General features: G+C 63.7%; 14 protein-coding genes. 10 read left to right on the forward strand and 4 right to left on the reverse strand.

Features of this window, described 5'->3' with window-relative positions:
* Positions 1-29: 29 nt before the first annotated feature.
* Positions 30-989 (forward strand): bifunctional enoyl-CoA hydratase/phosphate acetyltransferase, encoded by a 960-nt coding sequence (locus ACRARG_RS04065; protein WP_432688697.1) that lies wholly within the window; start codon positions 30-32, stop codon positions 987-989.
* Positions 986-2188, forward strand: coding sequence for an acetate/propionate family kinase (locus ACRARG_RS04070; protein WP_432688698.1), 1203 nt, complete (start codon positions 986-988; stop codon positions 2186-2188). Before ACRARG_RS04065 ends, ACRARG_RS04070 begins: the two co-directional genes overlap by 4 nt.
* Positions 2189-2238: 50 nt before the next feature.
* On the opposite strand, the gene ACRARG_RS04075 is transcribed toward ACRARG_RS04070, so the two are convergent.
* Positions 2239-3114: a LysR substrate-binding domain-containing protein gene (locus tag ACRARG_RS04075; protein WP_432688699.1), complete on the reverse strand. Its 876-nt coding sequence runs from the start codon at positions 3112-3114 to the stop codon at positions 2239-2241.
* A 150-nt stretch (positions 3115-3264) separates the two neighbouring features.
* Here ACRARG_RS04075 and ACRARG_RS04080 point away from each other — a divergent pair, with 150 nt between their 5' ends.
* The 3 genes from ACRARG_RS04080 (at position 3265) to ACRARG_RS04090 (ending at position 6501) form a co-directional block, all read left to right on the forward strand.
* The gene (locus ACRARG_RS04080) at positions 3265-4497 is read left to right on the forward strand and encodes an aromatic ring-hydroxylating oxygenase subunit alpha (RefSeq protein WP_432688700.1); all 1233 of its coding nucleotides are present in this window, start codon (positions 3265-3267) and stop codon (positions 4495-4497) included.
* Positions 4498-4501: 4 nt separating this feature from the next.
* The gene (locus ACRARG_RS04085; RefSeq protein WP_432688701.1) at positions 4502-5566 is read left to right on the forward strand and encodes an FAD-binding oxidoreductase; all 1065 of its coding nucleotides are present in this window, start codon (positions 4502-4504) and stop codon (positions 5564-5566) included.
* A gap of 143 nt (positions 5567-5709) precedes the next feature.
* The gene (locus tag ACRARG_RS04090; RefSeq protein ID WP_432688702.1) at positions 5710-6501 is read left to right on the forward strand and encodes a metallophosphoesterase family protein; all 792 of its coding nucleotides are present in this window, start codon (positions 5710-5712) and stop codon (positions 6499-6501) included.
* Between the two features lie 201 nt (positions 6502-6702).
* Here the strand turns inward: ACRARG_RS04090 and ACRARG_RS04095 are convergent, their stop codons facing one another.
* Positions 6703-8907: an NADP-dependent isocitrate dehydrogenase gene (locus ACRARG_RS04095; RefSeq protein WP_432688703.1), complete on the reverse strand. Its 2205-nt coding sequence runs from the start codon at positions 8905-8907 to the stop codon at positions 6703-6705.
* Between the two features lie 353 nt (positions 8908-9260).
* Positions 9261-9767 carry a MarR family winged helix-turn-helix transcriptional regulator gene (locus ACRARG_RS04100; RefSeq protein ID WP_432688704.1) on the reverse strand — a complete coding sequence of 169 codons (507 nt, stop codon included), beginning with the start codon at positions 9765-9767 and terminating at the stop codon, positions 9261-9263.
* Between the two features lie 263 nt (positions 9768-10030).
* Here ACRARG_RS04100 and ectA point away from each other — a divergent pair, with 263 nt between their 5' ends.
* The 4 genes from ectA (at position 10031) to ACRARG_RS04120 (ending at position 13779) form a co-directional block, all read left to right on the forward strand.
* Positions 10031-10573: a diaminobutyrate acetyltransferase gene (gene ectA, locus ACRARG_RS04105; protein ID WP_432688705.1), complete on the forward strand. Its 543-nt coding sequence runs from the start codon at positions 10031-10033 to the stop codon at positions 10571-10573.
* Positions 10574-10655: 82 nt separating this feature from the next.
* Positions 10656-11936, forward strand: coding sequence for a diaminobutyrate--2-oxoglutarate transaminase (ectB, locus tag ACRARG_RS04110; RefSeq protein ID WP_432688706.1), 1281 nt, complete (start codon positions 10656-10658; stop codon positions 11934-11936).
* Between the two features lie 5 nt (positions 11937-11941).
* Positions 11942-12340, forward strand: a complete 399-nt coding sequence (locus tag ACRARG_RS04115) for an ectoine synthase (protein WP_432688707.1) — start codon at positions 11942-11944, stop codon at positions 12338-12340.
* 17 nt (positions 12341-12357) lie between these two features.
* Entirely contained in the window at positions 12358-13779 is a 1422-nt protein-coding gene (locus ACRARG_RS04120) for an aspartate kinase (RefSeq protein WP_432688709.1), read from the forward strand.
* Positions 13780-13892: 113 nt separating this feature from the next.
* Here the strand turns inward: ACRARG_RS04120 and ACRARG_RS04125 are convergent, their stop codons facing one another.
* Positions 13893-14630 (reverse strand): TrmB family transcriptional regulator, encoded by a 738-nt coding sequence (locus tag ACRARG_RS04125; RefSeq protein WP_432688710.1) that lies wholly within the window; start codon positions 14628-14630, stop codon positions 13893-13895.
* Positions 14631-14820: 190 nt separating this feature from the next.
* Between ACRARG_RS04125 and ACRARG_RS04130 the strand changes: the two genes are divergently transcribed.
* Positions 14821-15996 carry an ABC transporter substrate-binding protein gene (locus ACRARG_RS04130; protein WP_432688711.1) on the forward strand — a complete coding sequence of 392 codons (1176 nt, stop codon included), beginning with the start codon at positions 14821-14823 and terminating at the stop codon, positions 15994-15996.
* Positions 15997-15998: the final 2 nt, after the last annotated feature.

Below are 15998 nucleotides of genomic sequence, written 5' to 3' on the forward strand. Positions count from 1 at the left end.
GCCCCTCGCTTCTGACAAAAGGACCCGCCATGCCGACACCTGCCCCCGCACGCCCCGGCACCGGCCTGCCCTCCCGCTTTGACGACCTGCTGGTTCAGGCCGCGCGGCACGAGCCGCCGGTGACCGCCGTCGCCCATCCCTGCGACCACACGGCCATTGCCGCCGCCGTGGATGCCGCCGCCGCGCATCTGATCGACCCCGTGCTGGTCGGGCCAAAAGACAGGATACAGAAGGCCGCGGCCGAAGCCGGGGCGGATATCTCTCCCTTCCGCCTGATCGATGCCCCCCATTCCGAAGCCGCCGCAGCCGCCGCCGTGACCCTGGTGCGCAGCGGCGAAGCGACGATGCTGATGAAAGGCTCGCTCCATACCGACGAGCTGATACATGCGGTCCTTGACCCGGCCGCAGGGCTGCGGACCGGGCGGCGGCTGAGCCATGTCTACCTGATGGATGTGCGCAGCTATCACAAGCTGCTCTTCATCACCGATGCGGCGATCAACATCGCGCCCGGCCTCGCCGACAAGCGGGATATCCTGCAGAATGCCGTGGACCTCAGCCGGGTGCTGGGGGTGACCCGCCCCAAGGTGGCGGTGCTGTCGGCGGTCGAGACGGTGAACCCCGCGATCCCCTCCACCCTCGATGCCGCCGCGCTCTGCAAGATGGCGGACCGGGGGCAGATCACCGGCGCGCTGGTCGACGGGCCGCTGGCCTTCGACAATGCCATCAGCCGGGAGGCGGCGCAGGACAAGCACATCGTGTCAGAGGTCGCGGGCGATCCCGATATCCTTCTGGTCCCGGATCTGGAGGCCGGGAATATGCTGGCCAAACAGCTGACCTTCCTGGCCGGTGCCCGGGCGGCGGGCCTTGTTCTGGGCGCACGCGTTCCGATCATCCTGACCAGCCGGGCCGACAATGAACGCGCCCGCCTCGCCTCCTGCGCCATTGCCGTGCTGCTGGCCCGCGCCCGCGCCAGCGGGGCCGCCGCATGAGCGCGATCCTTGTCCTCAACGCCGGCTCCTCCAGCCTGAAATTCGCCCTGCATGGGGTGGAGCCTGACGCCACCGGCCTGCCAAGACGTCTGCTGCATGGCGAGATCGAGACGCTAGGCACCGCCCCCTTCTTTCATGCCGAGGCCCCGGACGGCACGGTCATAGAGCAGCACCGCTGGGAGGAGGAGCAGGAGTTCGACACCCTCCTCGCCTTTCTGCTGGACTGGTGCGATGCCCATCAGGGCGGGCAGAAACTGATCGCGGCGGGGCATCGCGTGGTCCATGGCGGCCCGGATATCTGGCAGCCGGAAAAGGTCACCCCTGCCCTGCTCGCCACGCTGGAGAACCTGATCCCGCTGGCGCCGCTGCACCAGCCGCATAACCTCGACCCGATCCGCACGCTCAGCCCGATCCGGCCCGGCCTGCCGCAGGTCGCCTGTTTCGACACGGCCTTTCACCACGGCATGCCGCGCCTGTCGAAACTCTTTGCCCTGCCCCGCGACTATTACAAGGAAGGCATCCGGCGCTACGGCTTCCACGGCCTCTCCTACGACTATGTCGCGCGCCACCTGCGCTGCCATCACCCCGAGCTGGCGAAGGGCCGGATCGTCGCCGCCCATCTGGGCAATGGCGCCAGCCTCTGCGCGATGCGGGACGGGCAGAGCATGGATACTACGATGGGTTTCACAGCCACCGACGGTCTGATGATGGGCACAAGGACCGGCGCGCTTGACCCCGGGCTGGTGCTGCACCTGATCCGCGAACGCGGCATGTCGCCCGATGCCGTCGACCAGCTGATGAACCGCGAGTCGGGTCTGCTGGGCGTCTCCGGCCTCTCCTCCGACATGCGCGCCTTGCTGGCTTCGCCGGAGGCGGCAGCGGAGGAAGCCGTGGCGCTCTTTGTCCGCCGCGTGGCCCAGGGGATCGGCGCCATGACGGTAGAGCTGGGCGGGCTCGACGGGATCGTCTTCACCGGCGGCATCGGCCATCACGCCGCCCCGGTCCGGGCCGCGGTCTGCGAGAAGCTCGCGCTCTTTGGCGTGACGCTGGACGCGGCGGCCAATGATGCGGGGGCAGAGGTCGTCTCCGCTCCGTCAAGCACCGTCCCGGTGCTGGCCATCCAGACCGACGAGGAGGCGGTGATCGCCGCGCAGACGCTGGCGGTGGTCCGGCCAGAGGCCCTGGCCCGCCGCGCCTGAACCACGCCCATGTGGTCAGATGCCCCGGAGCAGTCGCAAGGACAGGCGCCCTACCCCCGCCCCCGCGCCAGCCAGTCCCGCAGGACCAGCGCCCGGGCAGAGGCGCCGGGCTGCATCCGCAGATAAAACGGATGCGGCGACGGCATGCTGTCGGGGACAAGCCGCACCAGCTCTCCCCGCTCCAGAAGCGGCCCGATCAGCCCGGTCCAGCCCAGCACCGCCCCGGCGCCGTCGCGGGCCAGCTGCAGCGCGATCATGTGGTTGTTCACGGCCACCCGACGCCCGGTCGGCCCCTCCGCCCCCAAAGCGGCGAACCAGTCGGCCCAGGTGGTCCAGCCCGTCTCCGCCGCCTCCATGTGAATGAGCGGGACGGAGCGCAGGGCCTCCACCGACCCCACACCGTATTGCGCGGCAAAATCCGGCGTCGCCACGGCGATGATCTCGTCATGGAAGAGCAAGCGGCAGTCGCCCTCCTCGTCGCCCATGTCGCCATAGCGGATCGTCAGGTCGGCGCGCGTCCCAGCTGTGGCGCCGTCGCTGACCATCTGGCTGACCGTGATCTCCGGATGAGCCTTCCAGAACTCCGCGATCTGCGGCGTCAGCCAGAAGGCCGAGACGGCGGTTGTGGCCTGTACCGTCACATCCTCCGACGCGCCCCGGATATCGCGCACAGTGTCGGAAATGCTCTCGAAACTGCGCTGGAGAGAGACGAAAAGATAGGCCCCCGTCTCCGTCAGATCGACGCCGCGATGCTGCCGCCGGAAGAGCGCGGCGCCCAGCGACGACTCAAGCCCTTTCATCTGATGGCTGACGGCGGCGGGGGTCACGTTCAGCTCTGCCGCGGCCGCTTTGAAGCTCAAATTCCGGGCAGCAGCTTCAAAACAGACAAGGGCGGTAAGCGAAGGAAGGTCATATGGTCGGGGCATGGAGTCGCAATTGTTGCCAAGGGAGTCGTTATTGGAGACAGTTGAGATGAACTAACTCAAGATGAGAATATTTGACATTGCAGCCTGACACCGCCGGGCGCAATGCAACAAATAAGGTAATGCCTGACTCGCTCTTCTAAGGTTCTTCACATGTCCGAGCCCCTCGTCGATCTCCTTTCCCGCCGCATCCCCGGCCAGTCCCTCGACCGGCCCTTCTACACCGATGCCGATATCTACCAGCAGGATCTGGAGACGATCTGGTACCGCGAATGGCTGTTCGCCATTCCGGCGGCCCAGCTGACCAAGACCGGCGCCTATGTGCAGATGACCATCGGCATCTACAATATCGTGCTGGTGCGCGGCGCGGACGGCGAAATCCGCGGCTTCCACAATTCCTGCCGCCACCGCGGGTCGGTCCTGTGCAAGGCGCGCGACGGCGTCGTGGCCAAGCTGGTCTGCCCCTATCACCAGTGGACCTACGATCTGGACGGCAAGCTGATGTGGGCGCGCGACATGGGCCCCGATTTCGACCCGTCCAAGCACAACCTGCACCCGGTCCACACCCGCAACCTCGCCGGGCTGATCTACATCTGCCTGGCCAAGGACGCGCCGGATTTCGAGGAATTCGCCAAGCTCGCGCATCCCTACCTGGAGGTGCACGACCTGAGCAATGCCAAGGTCGCCTATTCCTCCTCGATCATCGAGAATGGCAACTGGAAGCTGGTCTGGGAAAACAACCGCGAATGCTACCATTGCGCGGGCACCCATCCGGCGCTCTGCCGGTCCTTCCCGCTGGATCCGGATGTCGTGGGCGTTGCCGCCGACGGCTCGGTCCCGCCGCGCCTGCAGGCCCATTACGACCGCTGCGAAGCCGCCGGAGCGCCCTCGCAATTCGCCATGGCGGGCTATGCCGGCCAGTACCGACTGGCCCGGATGCCGCTGCAGGAAAACGCGCTGTCCTACACGATGGACGGCAAGGCGGCGGTGACCAAACCGTTGGGCCGCGTCACCCTGCCCGATGCCGGCACGCTGCTGAAATTCCACTACCCAACCACCTGGAACCACTTCCTGCCCGACCATTCCCTGACCTTCCGAGTCATCCCGATCGGCCCGATGCAGACCGAGGTCACCACCTTCTGGCTGGTCAACAAGGATGCGGTCGAGGGCGTGGATTACGACATGAAGCGCCTGACCGAGGTCTGGATCGCCACCAATGACGAGGATCGCGAGATCGTCGAGGGCAATCAGTGGGGCATCAACTCCCCCGCCTATACCCCCGGCCCCTACTCGCCCCTGCAGGAAGACGGCGTGGAGCAGTTCGTGGACTGGTACGTGAAGACCATGCTGCGCAACCTCGGCCCCCAGGCCGTCGCGGCGGAGTGATCTGATGACGGCCATGACCCCGACGCTCGCCTTCTGGGACGACAAGGAACCGCTCGAATGCGTAGGCGTCCTGCCGGAAGGGCCCAATGTGGTGACCTTCACTTTTCAGGCGCCGTCGGGTGCCATGTTCCTCTACAAGCCCGGCCAGTTCGTGACGCTCGAACTGCCGGTTACGGGCGGGCCGCTGCACCGGACCTACACGATCTCCTCCTCGCCCTCCCGGCCGACATCGCTGTCGATCACCGTCAAGGCGCAGGAAGGCTCCATCGGGACGCGCTGGATGCTGGACAACCTCCGCCCCGGCATGCGGCTCAAGGCGATCGGGCCGGGCGGCACCTTTTCCTACATCAATCACCCGGCGGAGAAGTTCCTCTTCATCTCCGCAGGCTCCGGCATCACGCCGATGATGTCGATGACGACGGACATGTATGACCATGGCCGCAACCCCGACATCGTCTTCATCAACTGCGCCCGCCGCCCGTCGGAGATCATCTTCCGCGAACGGCTGGAACATATGGCCTCCCGGATCGAAGGGCTGGAACTGGCCTGGGTGGTCGAGAGCACCGACAAATTCCAGCCCTGGACCGGCTATCGCGGCCAGCTGAACCAGCTGCTGCTGGGCCTCGCCGCGCCCGACTACCTGGAGCGGGAGGTCTTCTGCTGCGGGCCGGAGCCCTTCATGACCGCCGTGCGCGAGGCGCTTCAGGGCCTCGGCTACGACATGGACCGCTACCATCAGGAAAGCTTCCATGCCCCCGTCGGCTCGACCGAGGATGTGCCAGACGACGTGGCCCCCGACGAAGAGGCCAAGGCGATGCTCGAATTCGCGAACTCCGGCGTCACCGTCGAATGCGCAGAGACCGATACCGTCCTGGCCGCCGCCCGCTCCGCCGGGATCGTCATCCCCTCCGGCTGTACCTTCGGCGTCTGCGGCACCTGCCGCATCAAGAAGACCGAAGGTCAGGTCCATATGGTCCATAACGGTGGCATCACCGAAGAGGATATCGAGGACGGCTACATCCTCGCCTGCTGTTCCCACCCGATGGGCAAAGTCTCCGTCGAGGTGTGATCTTCACCCCCCGGCGCGCCCATATGAGCGCGCCGTGAGCAATCGCGATTGGTGCCAGACACGAAACGCACCCTTTTTATCCCCAAGCTTGAAGCCATCCCCCCCGGGTTTTATTCTGAAACCGGGATGTTTGGGGTATCTGGGTGCTGAAGACATTATTTTCGCCGTCTCGGGACAGACGGCCACGTTTCACGGCGCCGCTTGCGCCGGAAAATCCCCTGTGCGTTGTCGGTGACCTTCATGGCCGCGCTGACCTGCTGGAAAGATTGCTGGCCTCAATCGATGCAAATCCGGTGGCACGGCAGGCTCAGCTTGTCTTTGTCGGCGACCTGATCGACCGGGGCCCTGACAGCCGCGGCGTGCTGGACCGGCTCTACAGCCTGTCACGGTCCGGCAAAGCCTTCTGCATCCTGGGCAATCACGAAGAGATGATGCTGCAGTTCCTGGCCGATCCCGTCGCTGGCCTGCGCTGGCTGCGGCACGGTGGGATGGCCACGCTGGAAAGCTACGGGATCGAGGCCCCGGCACATCTGGCCAAACGCCCAGCGGAGGACACCCCCCCCGTTCAGGAGCTGCTGGATACGCTGCGCGACCGGCTGACACTGGCGATCGGTCCGGACATCCTGAAATGGCTGCGCAATATGCGGACGGTGTTCGCCAACGGCAATATCGCCGTGGTACATGCGGGATGCGACCCCACCCTGCCGATCTTTGAACAGGAGCGCGATCATCTGATCTGGGGCCATCCCCAGTTCGAACAGCAGATCCGGCGCGATTCCATCTGGGTCCTGCATGGCCATACCGTGATCGACCTGGTGAAGCCGATACAGGGCCGGATCAATGTCGATACCGGCGCCTATCTGACGAACCGCCTCTCCGCCGTTCTGATCCAGCCCGATGGCGGGATGAAAATCTTCGACACGGAACTCGTCTGACCCGCCGCTGCGAACCGCGCGCGGCCGCGGGCCACGGATAGCGCATTATACAAGCGGTGAGCCGCATGTCCGCCCCGCCATCAAAGGGTGCCGGGTATCGCGGAGGCTTGCCCCGCGCTAGCCCCGGCCCATCCAGACAGGATAACGGGCCCGCCCCGGATCAGGGAACGGGCCCGTCATGTCTTACGCCACGGCCGAAGATCAGCCGATAATCGCGTTCAACGTCGCAGAGGGGCGCATCACCTTCGCGACCTTTTCCGGATCGCCGTGGTAATAGCCGCCCAGATCGGCCGCAGACCCCTGAGCCGCCGCCAGTTCCGCAACGATATCGGCCTCTCCATCCACCAGCGCCTCGGCGATCGGGGCAAAGAAATCGGCCAGCTCGCCATCCTTGTCCTGACGCGCCAGCGCCTCAGCCCAGTAGCGGGCAAACCAGTAGTGGCTGTCACGGTTGTCGGGTTCGCCCACCTTGCGCGAAGGGCTGCGGTCATGGTCGAGGATACCCTGCGTGGCGGCATCGACGCCCTCGCCCAGGATCCGCGCCTTCTCATTGCCCTTGGCATCGGCGAGGAATTTGAAGCTCTCGCCAAGCGCGCAGAATTCGCCCAACGAGTCCCACCGCAGGTGGTTCTCTTCCTGCAGCTGCTGCACGTGTTTCGGGGCCGACCCACCGGCGCCGGTCTCAAAGAGCCCGCCGCCCTGCATCAGCTTTACAATGGACAGCATCTTGGCAGAGGTCGCCAGTTCCAGGATCGGGAAGAGGTCGGTCAGGTAGTCGCGCAGCACGTTGCCGGTAATCGCGATGGAGGTCTTGCCAGCGGTGATCGTCTTCAGCGTCTCGACCGTCGCCTTGGCGGGCGACATGATCTTGAACTTGGACGCCACACCCTTGGCCTCAAGGATCGGCTTCACATAGGCGATCAGCTCCGCATCATGGGCGCGGTCCTCGTCCAGCCAGAAGATCGCCTCGCAGCCCTCGGCCTTCTGACGGTCGATGGCCAGGTTCACCCAGTCCTCGATCGGCGCCTTGCGCGCGGAGGCGGAGCGCCAGATGTCGCCAGCCTCAACCGCATGGGAATGCAGCACAGCACCATCGTCGAGGATCATCTTCACCGTCCCGGCTTCGGCAATCTCGAACGTGGTGGGGTGGGAGCCGTATTCCTCGGCCTTCTGCGCCATCAGGCCGATGTTCTGCACGGTGCCGGCGGTGGCCGGGTTCAGCTTGCCATTGGCTTTGAAGAACTCGATCGTCTCGTCATAGACCGGCGCATAGGAATTGTCGGGGATGACGCAGACGGTGTCATGCTGCTTGTTGTCCGGGCCCCAGCCCTTGCCGCCGTCACGGATCAGCGCGGGCATGGAGGCGTCGATGATCACGTCAGACGGCACATGCAGGTTGGTGATGCCCTTGTCGGAATTCACCATATACATCGGCGGGCGTTCGGCATTGACGGCATCGATGGCGGCCATGATCTCCGCATCGCCCTTCACCTTCTCCAGCAGCGCGCCCATACCGCCGTTCGGATCGACGCCCAGCTCGGCCATCTTGTCACCATACTGATCGAAGACGGGCTTCAGCCACTGCTTGACCGCATGGCCAAAGATGATCGGGTCGGAGACCTTCATCATCGTCGCCTTCATATGAAGGGAGAAGAGCACGCCTTCGTCTTTCGTTTTGGCGATCTCCTCGGCCAGGAAGGCATCCAGCGCCTTGGCCGACATGAAGGTCGCATCAACCACGGTGCCCGCGGGATAGGATACACCATCCTTCAGAACCGTCTCGCCCGACGCGGTCTCCAGCACGATCTTGGCGGTCGCGGCCTTGTCCAGCGTCGCCGAGACTTCGTTGGAGCAGAAATCGCCGGTAGACATAGAGGCGACGCGGGTCTTGCTGTCCTTGGTCCACTCGCCCATCCGGTGCGGGTTGGCCTGGGCGAATTTCTTCACAGCGATAGCGGCGCGGCGGTCGGAATTGCCCTCGCGCAGCACCGGGTTCACAGCCGACCCCTTGATCGCGTCATATTTCGCGCGCACGGCCTTCTCTTCGTCCGTGGCGGGGTCATAGGGATAGTCGGGCAGCTTGTAACCCTGCGCCTGCAGCTCCTTGATCGCCGCTTCCAGCTGCGGCACGGAGGCCGAGATATTCGGCAGCTTGATCACATTGGCTTCGGGCGTCTTCACCAGCTCGCCCAGGATCGCCAGATCGTCCGGGATCTGCTGCTCTGCCGTCAGGTATTCGGGGAAGGTTGAAATGATACGACCGGCGAGGGAAATATCCATCGTGCCCACCGAAACGCCCGCGGCGGAGGCGAATTTCTGGATGATCGGCAGCAGCGAGGCGGAGGCAAGCTCCGGCGCTTCGTCGACCTTGGTATAGATGATGTCGGGGGTGTTGCTGTCAGCCATTGATGTCCAAGCCTCCGGTTGTCCTGAGCGACGCTTAACCTACGGCGCGCCGGAGATCTACAGCCACAGCCGGAGCTGCGGCACTTTATTGCATACCACGGTGCACAATGACCCGGATTTTCGCCTTCCCGACGCGACGGGCGGGGGGCTCTGCCCCCCACGGCCGGCTGCGCCGCCCTCCCCCCGGGATATTTGCCGGACCAGAGAGAGGGGGGCCGTTCGGCTATAAGGCGACCCTGTCTTCTCTGGTCGGAAAATATCCCCGCCGGAGGCATCCGGATCAGCCACCGCAGCGCGGATGGGGAAACAGCGTCCGGCAAAAACGCCCCTTTACCGGGACCGGGCGAAGGGCGTTACTTGCGCTTCCCGGCCCCGTCGATCTCCCCCATCGTCAGCACCGGTGAGGCGTCGAGATCATGGGCGTCGAGCATGGACGCCACCCGTTCGAGAGAGGCAACAAGCTGTGCCTGCTCCCAATCCGCAAGTTTGACGAATTCCCGCACATAGCGCTGCTGCAACGCATCTGGCGCATCTTCCAGCGCGGACCGGCCCGTGACGGTCATCAGGATATTGGTCTGGCGGCGGTCCGTTTCGGAGGGCACGCGCCGGACATGGCCGTGCGCGACGAGCTTGTCGACGACCGATGTCACTGTGGCCTGGGTCACACCCATCTGCTGCGCCAGCTCTTTCGAGGTGGCCGACTTTCCCGGCTTGCCCGCAATGATCTGCAGCACGCGCAGCTGCGCAGGTGACAGGCCTGCCGAATGGGCAAGGTCACGCTCATACTGCTCTGTCGCCCGCAGGATGCGGCGCAGGGCGATCAGGCTTTCATCTACGCGGTCGGGGTCGGTTTCACTCATGTCCGATAGTATCGCATTCCCTGCAAAATGGTTCAAGAAGCTAAGCATACAGGCCAGAAGAGCCTATATCATGCAGCCACGACAAACCATTTTACTTTGCCATGACCCTCTTTGACATGAGAGGTGATTTGCGATTTTCAACGATAAATCTTGAGATTTCTTTCCACTTCCGCTCATAAGAAAGAAAAATACTTAGACGGTTGAAACTTTATCGCCGCTCCATTAGTTAGATCAACGAAGGAAACAAAAGAGGCGACGCAGCAATGCCGAAAGACATGACCCAGACCGAAACCCGCGCACCGATCCTGCGCAAACCCCGGAGCACCGACGGCTCTGCGATCTGGGAACTTGTGCGCGATTGCAAGCCGCTGGACGAAAACTCCATGTACTGCAACCTGATCCAGGCCGATCACTTCGCGGATACCTGCGTCGTGGCCGAACTGGACGGCAATATTGTTGGCTGGATCTCCGGCCACATGATCCCCGGTCAGGATGCCTATTTCGTCTGGCAGGTCGCCGTGAGCCCCAAGGCACGTGGCCTCGGCCTCGGCGGCAAGATGCTCAAGCATCTGATCGAGCGTGACGAATGCGCCGACGCCCGGGCCCTGAAGACCACCATCACCGAAGATAACGACGCCTCCTGGGGCCTCTTCCGCAGCTTTGCCCGCAAGATCGGTGGCGAACTGACCGATGAACCTCATTTCCACGAAGACGACCACTTCGGCGGCAAGCACGATACGGAGCATATGGTGACCATCACCCTGCCCTCCGACGCGAATGTGACCGACATCCGCGCAGCCGCCTGACCTGAATCCCCGAACTTGAACATGGCCTGAACGGCGGAACCTTTCCGCCGCGGCCTTCATTTGTCCTGAAAGGATCCAACAGATGACCAATCAGACACCAGATATCTATGCCCGCCGCGAGAGCGAAGCCCGCTCCTACTGCCGTTCCTTCCCCGTGACCTTCGTCAAGGCGCAGGGATCCAAACTCTGGGATGCAGAGGGCAAGGAATACATCGATTTCCTCGCCGGCTGCTCTTCCCTGAACTACGGCCACAACGACCCCGACATGAAGGCGGCGCTGATCGAGCACATCTCGAACGATGGCGTGGCCCACGGGCTCGACATGCATACCGACGCGAAGGAAACCTTCCTGACGGCATTTGAGGAGGTCATCCTCAAGCCGCGCGGCTTTGACTACAAGGTCATGATGACCGGCCCGACCGGCACCAATGCTGTTGAGGCCGCGATGAAGCTGGCCCGCAAGCATACCGGCCGCCGCAATATCATCGCCTTTACCAACGGCTTCCATGGCATGACCATGGGCTCGCTGTCGCTGACCGGGAACGCCGGCAAGCGCGGCGGTGCCGGTGGCGGCGCCCTGACGGATGTGACCCACATGCCCTATGAGGGCTCCATGGGTGATCTGAACACCGTCGACGTGATCGAGCAGCTGCTCGACAATCCGTCCTCGGGCATCGACGCCCCTGCGGCCTTTATCTTTGAGCCCGTACAGGGCGAAGGCGGGCTGAACGCCGCCTCCGACGACTGGATGCGCGGCATTGCGCGGCTGGCCAAGAAGTACGGCGCCCTGCTGATTGTCGACGACATTCAGGCGGGCATCGGCCGGACCGGCAGCTACTTCTCCTTCGAGAATGCCGGCATCCACCCGGATATGGTGACCCAGGCAAAAAGCCTCTCGGGCTTTGGCCTGCCCTTCGCGGCCCTGCTGATCAAGCGGGAATATGACACTTGGAAGCCGGCCGAACACAACGGCACCTTCCGTGGCAACACTCATGCCTTTGTCACAGGCCGCGTCGCGATCGAGAAGTTCTGGAAGGACGATAATTTCCAGCGCGAACTGGCCGACAAGGCGACGCTCATCACCACCGGCCTGCAACAGCTGGCCGACCTGATCCCGGGCGCAAAGCTCAAGGGTCGCGGCTTGATGCAGGGCGTCGATGTGGGCTCCGGTGAGCTTGCGGGCGACATCTGTGCGCATGCCTTCAAAAAGGGCCTCGTGATCGAGACCTCGGGCGCGCATGACGAGGTCGTCAAGGTGCTGGCCCCCCTCACCACATCCGAAGAGACGTTCCGCAAGGGCTTCGAGCTGCTGCTCGACGCCGCGCGTGAGACACTCGAAACCAAAAAGATTGCAGCGGAGTAACCCCCATGATTGTACGTGATTTCAACAAGATCGTTAAGGAAGAGAAAGACCGCGTCGTGTCGGACGCCAACTGGACCTCGGTCCGGATGCTGCTGGCCGACGACGGCATGGGCTTTTCCTTCCACATCACATTCCTCGAAGCCGGGTCGGAGCATACGTTCCACTACAAGAACCATTTCGAGAGCGTGTACTGCATGCAGGGTAAGGGCCGGATCACTGACCTCGCCACCGGCGAGACGCATGAGATCACGCCCGGCGTCATGTATGCGCTGAACGAACATGACAAACACACGCTGGTGGCTGACGAGGAACTCGTCATGGCCTGCTGTTTCAACCCACCCGTCACCGGGACGGAAGTGCATCAGGCAGACGGCTCCTACGCCCCGGCGACCGAAGACGCCTGAAGGAGCTGAGAGGTCTCATGACCCATACAGTCGAAAAAATCGGTGGGACGTCGATGTCCCGCGTCCATGACCTGCGCGACACGCTTTTTATCGGGGGTCGCAAAGGGGCGGACCTTTATGGCCGCATCTTCGTGGTCTCCGCCTTTGGCGGGATCACCAACCTGCTGCTGGAGCACAAGAAATCCGGGGAACCGGGCGTCTACGCCCAGTTCGCCAATTCGGACACCGGCCCCGGCTGGCAGGAGGCGCTGGACCGCGTCGCTGACGCGATGATCGCCGCCCATGAAGAGGTGCTGGACCATCCCGCAGATATCGAACGCGCCACGGATTTCGTACGCGGCCGCGTGTCTGACGCGCGCAACGCCCTGATCGACCTGCAGCGTATCTGCGCCTACGGCCACTTCCGCCTCGCCTCCCACATGCTGCAGGTGCGCGAGCTGCTCTCGGGCATGGGGGAAGCGCATTCCGCCTTTACTACCGTCCTGATGCTGCAGCGCGCCGGGGTGAATGCCCGTCTGGTCGATCTCTCCGGCTGGCGCGACGAAGGCGATGTGACGCTGGAGGAACGGATCGAGACGGCCATGGCGCGCGTCGACCCCGCCAGTGAAATGCCCATCGTCACCGGCTATGCCCAATGTGCCGAAGGGCTGATGAAGGAGTTCGACCGCGGCTATTCCGAGGTCACCTTCTCCAAGCTCGCCGCGCTGACCGGCGCGCGGGAGGCGATCATCCACAAGGAATTCCACCTGAGCTCCGCCGACCCGAACCTTGTCGGACAGGAGGCCGTGCGCAAGCTGGGCCGGACCAATTACGACGTGGCCGATCAGCTGAGCAATATGGGGATGGAGGCGATCCATCCGAAGGCCGCCAAGACCCTGCGCCAGGCCGAAGTGCCGCTGCGTGTGACCAATGCCTTTGAGCCCGAGGATCCCGGCACGCTGATCGACGACCAGCCAGCCGAAAGCCCGGCGGTGGAGATCGTCACCGGCCTCGACATCATCGCGCTGGAGGTCTTCGAACAGGACATGGTGGGCGTCAAAGGCTATGACGCCGCGATCCTCGACGTGCTGAAACGCCATGACGTGCGGATCGTGTCAAAGGTGTCCAATGCCAATACGATCACCCATTACCTCGACACCTCGCTCAAGATCATGCGCCGGGTGGAGAAGGACCTGAACGACCTCTACCCCGCGGCGGAGGTGAAATCCCGCACGCTGGCGCTGGCCTCGGTGATCGGGCGCGACCTGAGCGGGCTCTCGGTGCTGACGCGCGGCCTCTGCGCCATTGCCGATGCCGGGATGGAGACGATCGGCGCCACTCAGGGCCCCCGCAATGTCGACGTCCAGTTCGTGATGGAACGCGATATTCTGAAGCCCGCCATAAAGGCGCTGCACGGCGCTTTTATTGACGGCGAAGCGCGGCTGAAATCAGTGGCGTGACGCCGACCTAACACTTGAAAAAGGCGGCTGGCACCAAAGTGCCGCCGCCTTTTTTCATGGTCAGCCAAGAGCACGGGGCAACCCGCCGGGTCACGATCCGCTCGCCCTTGCGATCACCCCTCCCCCGCTTCACATTGCGCCCAGAGGAAATCGAACTGGCTGCGCTGGAACTCCGCCAGCTCCAGCGAGTCGATAACGATGCCGTAGTTCTCTTTCTGAGAGGACACATAGACCACCCGTGTATCCGCCACGAACATCGTCATCTTCAGATCCATCTCTCCCGGCGCAAACCGCAGCGCCCGCCGCTCCGCATCCGAGGCGGGCCAGATCGCATCCGTCTCACTGCTGCGCGCACGGATGACGTCCAGATGCACCGCCCGCCGCAGACGGTCGGCGATGAACTGGTCCATGAACTGCAACCCCGGCACCAGCGCCAGGGATCGCATCGAAAGAATTCCGCGCAGTTGCCGCGACGGGCAGTCCAGCGCCTCCGTCATGGCGCGCTGGATACCCTCGACGCCGTCATAGACCCGGAAGCGGGGTTTGCGGCTGCTGTCGGCATAAAGCGACTGCAACATCGGCATGACCTCTGCGATCCTGTCGCGGGCGCGGTCATGTTCGGCCAGCAGATGGCGCGGATCTTCCGCCGCCACCATGCGCCCCTCCGCGCTTTCCATCTGCGACAGCAGCCCCCGCTCCTGCAGACGTGCAAAAACATCATAGCCCTGCGTCCGCGCGATTCCCGCCCGCGCAGCCACCGCCGATACCGGGGCGCAACCCAGCTCCAGCGCCGCGACATAGAACCGCCGTTCCTTGTCTCCCAGCCCGAAGGCTTCGAGTGCAATTTCCATCGCTCTCCGCTCCACATCCGCCAGAAACATCAACTGTCGTAGATTTATGACACACTAGATGCTCGAATTTTTGTCAAATTTCAACTAATATTTTGGGATATTTCCATCATCTCAGATCAAACTGTCAGAATTGTTTGACTCCACTTTCCGCAGCGCAGCAACTGGGGTCACCAAAACAGGGAGCCTGACAATGACTGCATCCATATCGATCCGAGCGACCCTCGCCGTCGCGCTTCTGGCCCCGGTGGCCGCCCAGGCCGATCCGGTGAAAATCGGCCTGCTCTTCCCCCTCAGCGGCCCGACCGCGCAATTCGGCCAGAACAGCAAGAACGGTATCGAGCTGGCGCTGGAGATGATGAAAGAACGCGGCGCGGCCCTGGCCGATGACGTGGAGCTTGTCATCGCCGATGCCCCCTCCCCCGGCGATGCCCCCGCCGCCGTCCAACGCATGATCAACGAGGACGGCGTTCTGGGCGTGATCGGCTCCTTCTCCAGCTCTATCACGCTGGCGGCTTCCGAACTGACGGAACGGGCCGAAGTGCCGATGATCACCCATTCCTTCGCCGACCAGATTACCGGGCGTGGCTTCGAATACATCTTCCAGGTGTCGAACAAGGCCACCACTTATGGTGCGGCCCAGCTCGATCAGGCCGTGGCCATCGCCGAGGCCGCCGGTGACACCGTCAGCAAGATCGCGATCCTTTACGAGGACACCGCCTATGGCACCGCCCAGGCCGGCGGCCTGCGTGCCGCCGCCGAAAAGGCCGGCATCGAAGTGGTCATGGACGAGGCCTATCCACTGGGCATCACCGATGCCGCGCCGCTGGTCAACGCCATCCGTCGCGGCGAGCCCGATCTCGTCTTTCCGGTCTCCTACCTCAACGACTCTCTGCTGATCATCCGCACCATGCGCCAGCAGGGTCTGTCGACGCCGGTGATCGGCGGTGCGGCGGGCTATATCATCCCCGCCTTCAAGGAAGGTCTTGGCGAATATACCGAAGACGTCTTCTCCATCGCCCCGACCAATTACGACCTCTCGCCCGATATCGCGGCGCGCTATGAGGAAGACCACGGCGTCTTCATGGCGCATGAGGCGCTGATGTACGGCGCGGCCTTCGAACATCTGGTCAAGGCGATTTCCGAGGCGGGCACGGATGATACAGCGGAAATCCGGGACGCTATCGCCAGCCTGGAGAACTGCGAGGGCTTCGCCACCGGCCTGCCCGGCGGCTGCACCGCCTTTGACGACACCGGCCTGACCTCTGTCGCCACACCCATCTTTGTGCAGTGGCGCGGCGACGGGCTGGTGACGGTCTATCCGCCCGAATCCGCCAAAGCAGAGCCGATTTGGCCCGAGGCCGACTGAGC

The organism is Pseudooceanicola profundi (genome assembly GCF_050897955.1).
Taxonomy (GTDB): Bacteria; Pseudomonadota; Alphaproteobacteria; order Rhodobacterales; family Rhodobacteraceae; genus Pseudooceanicola.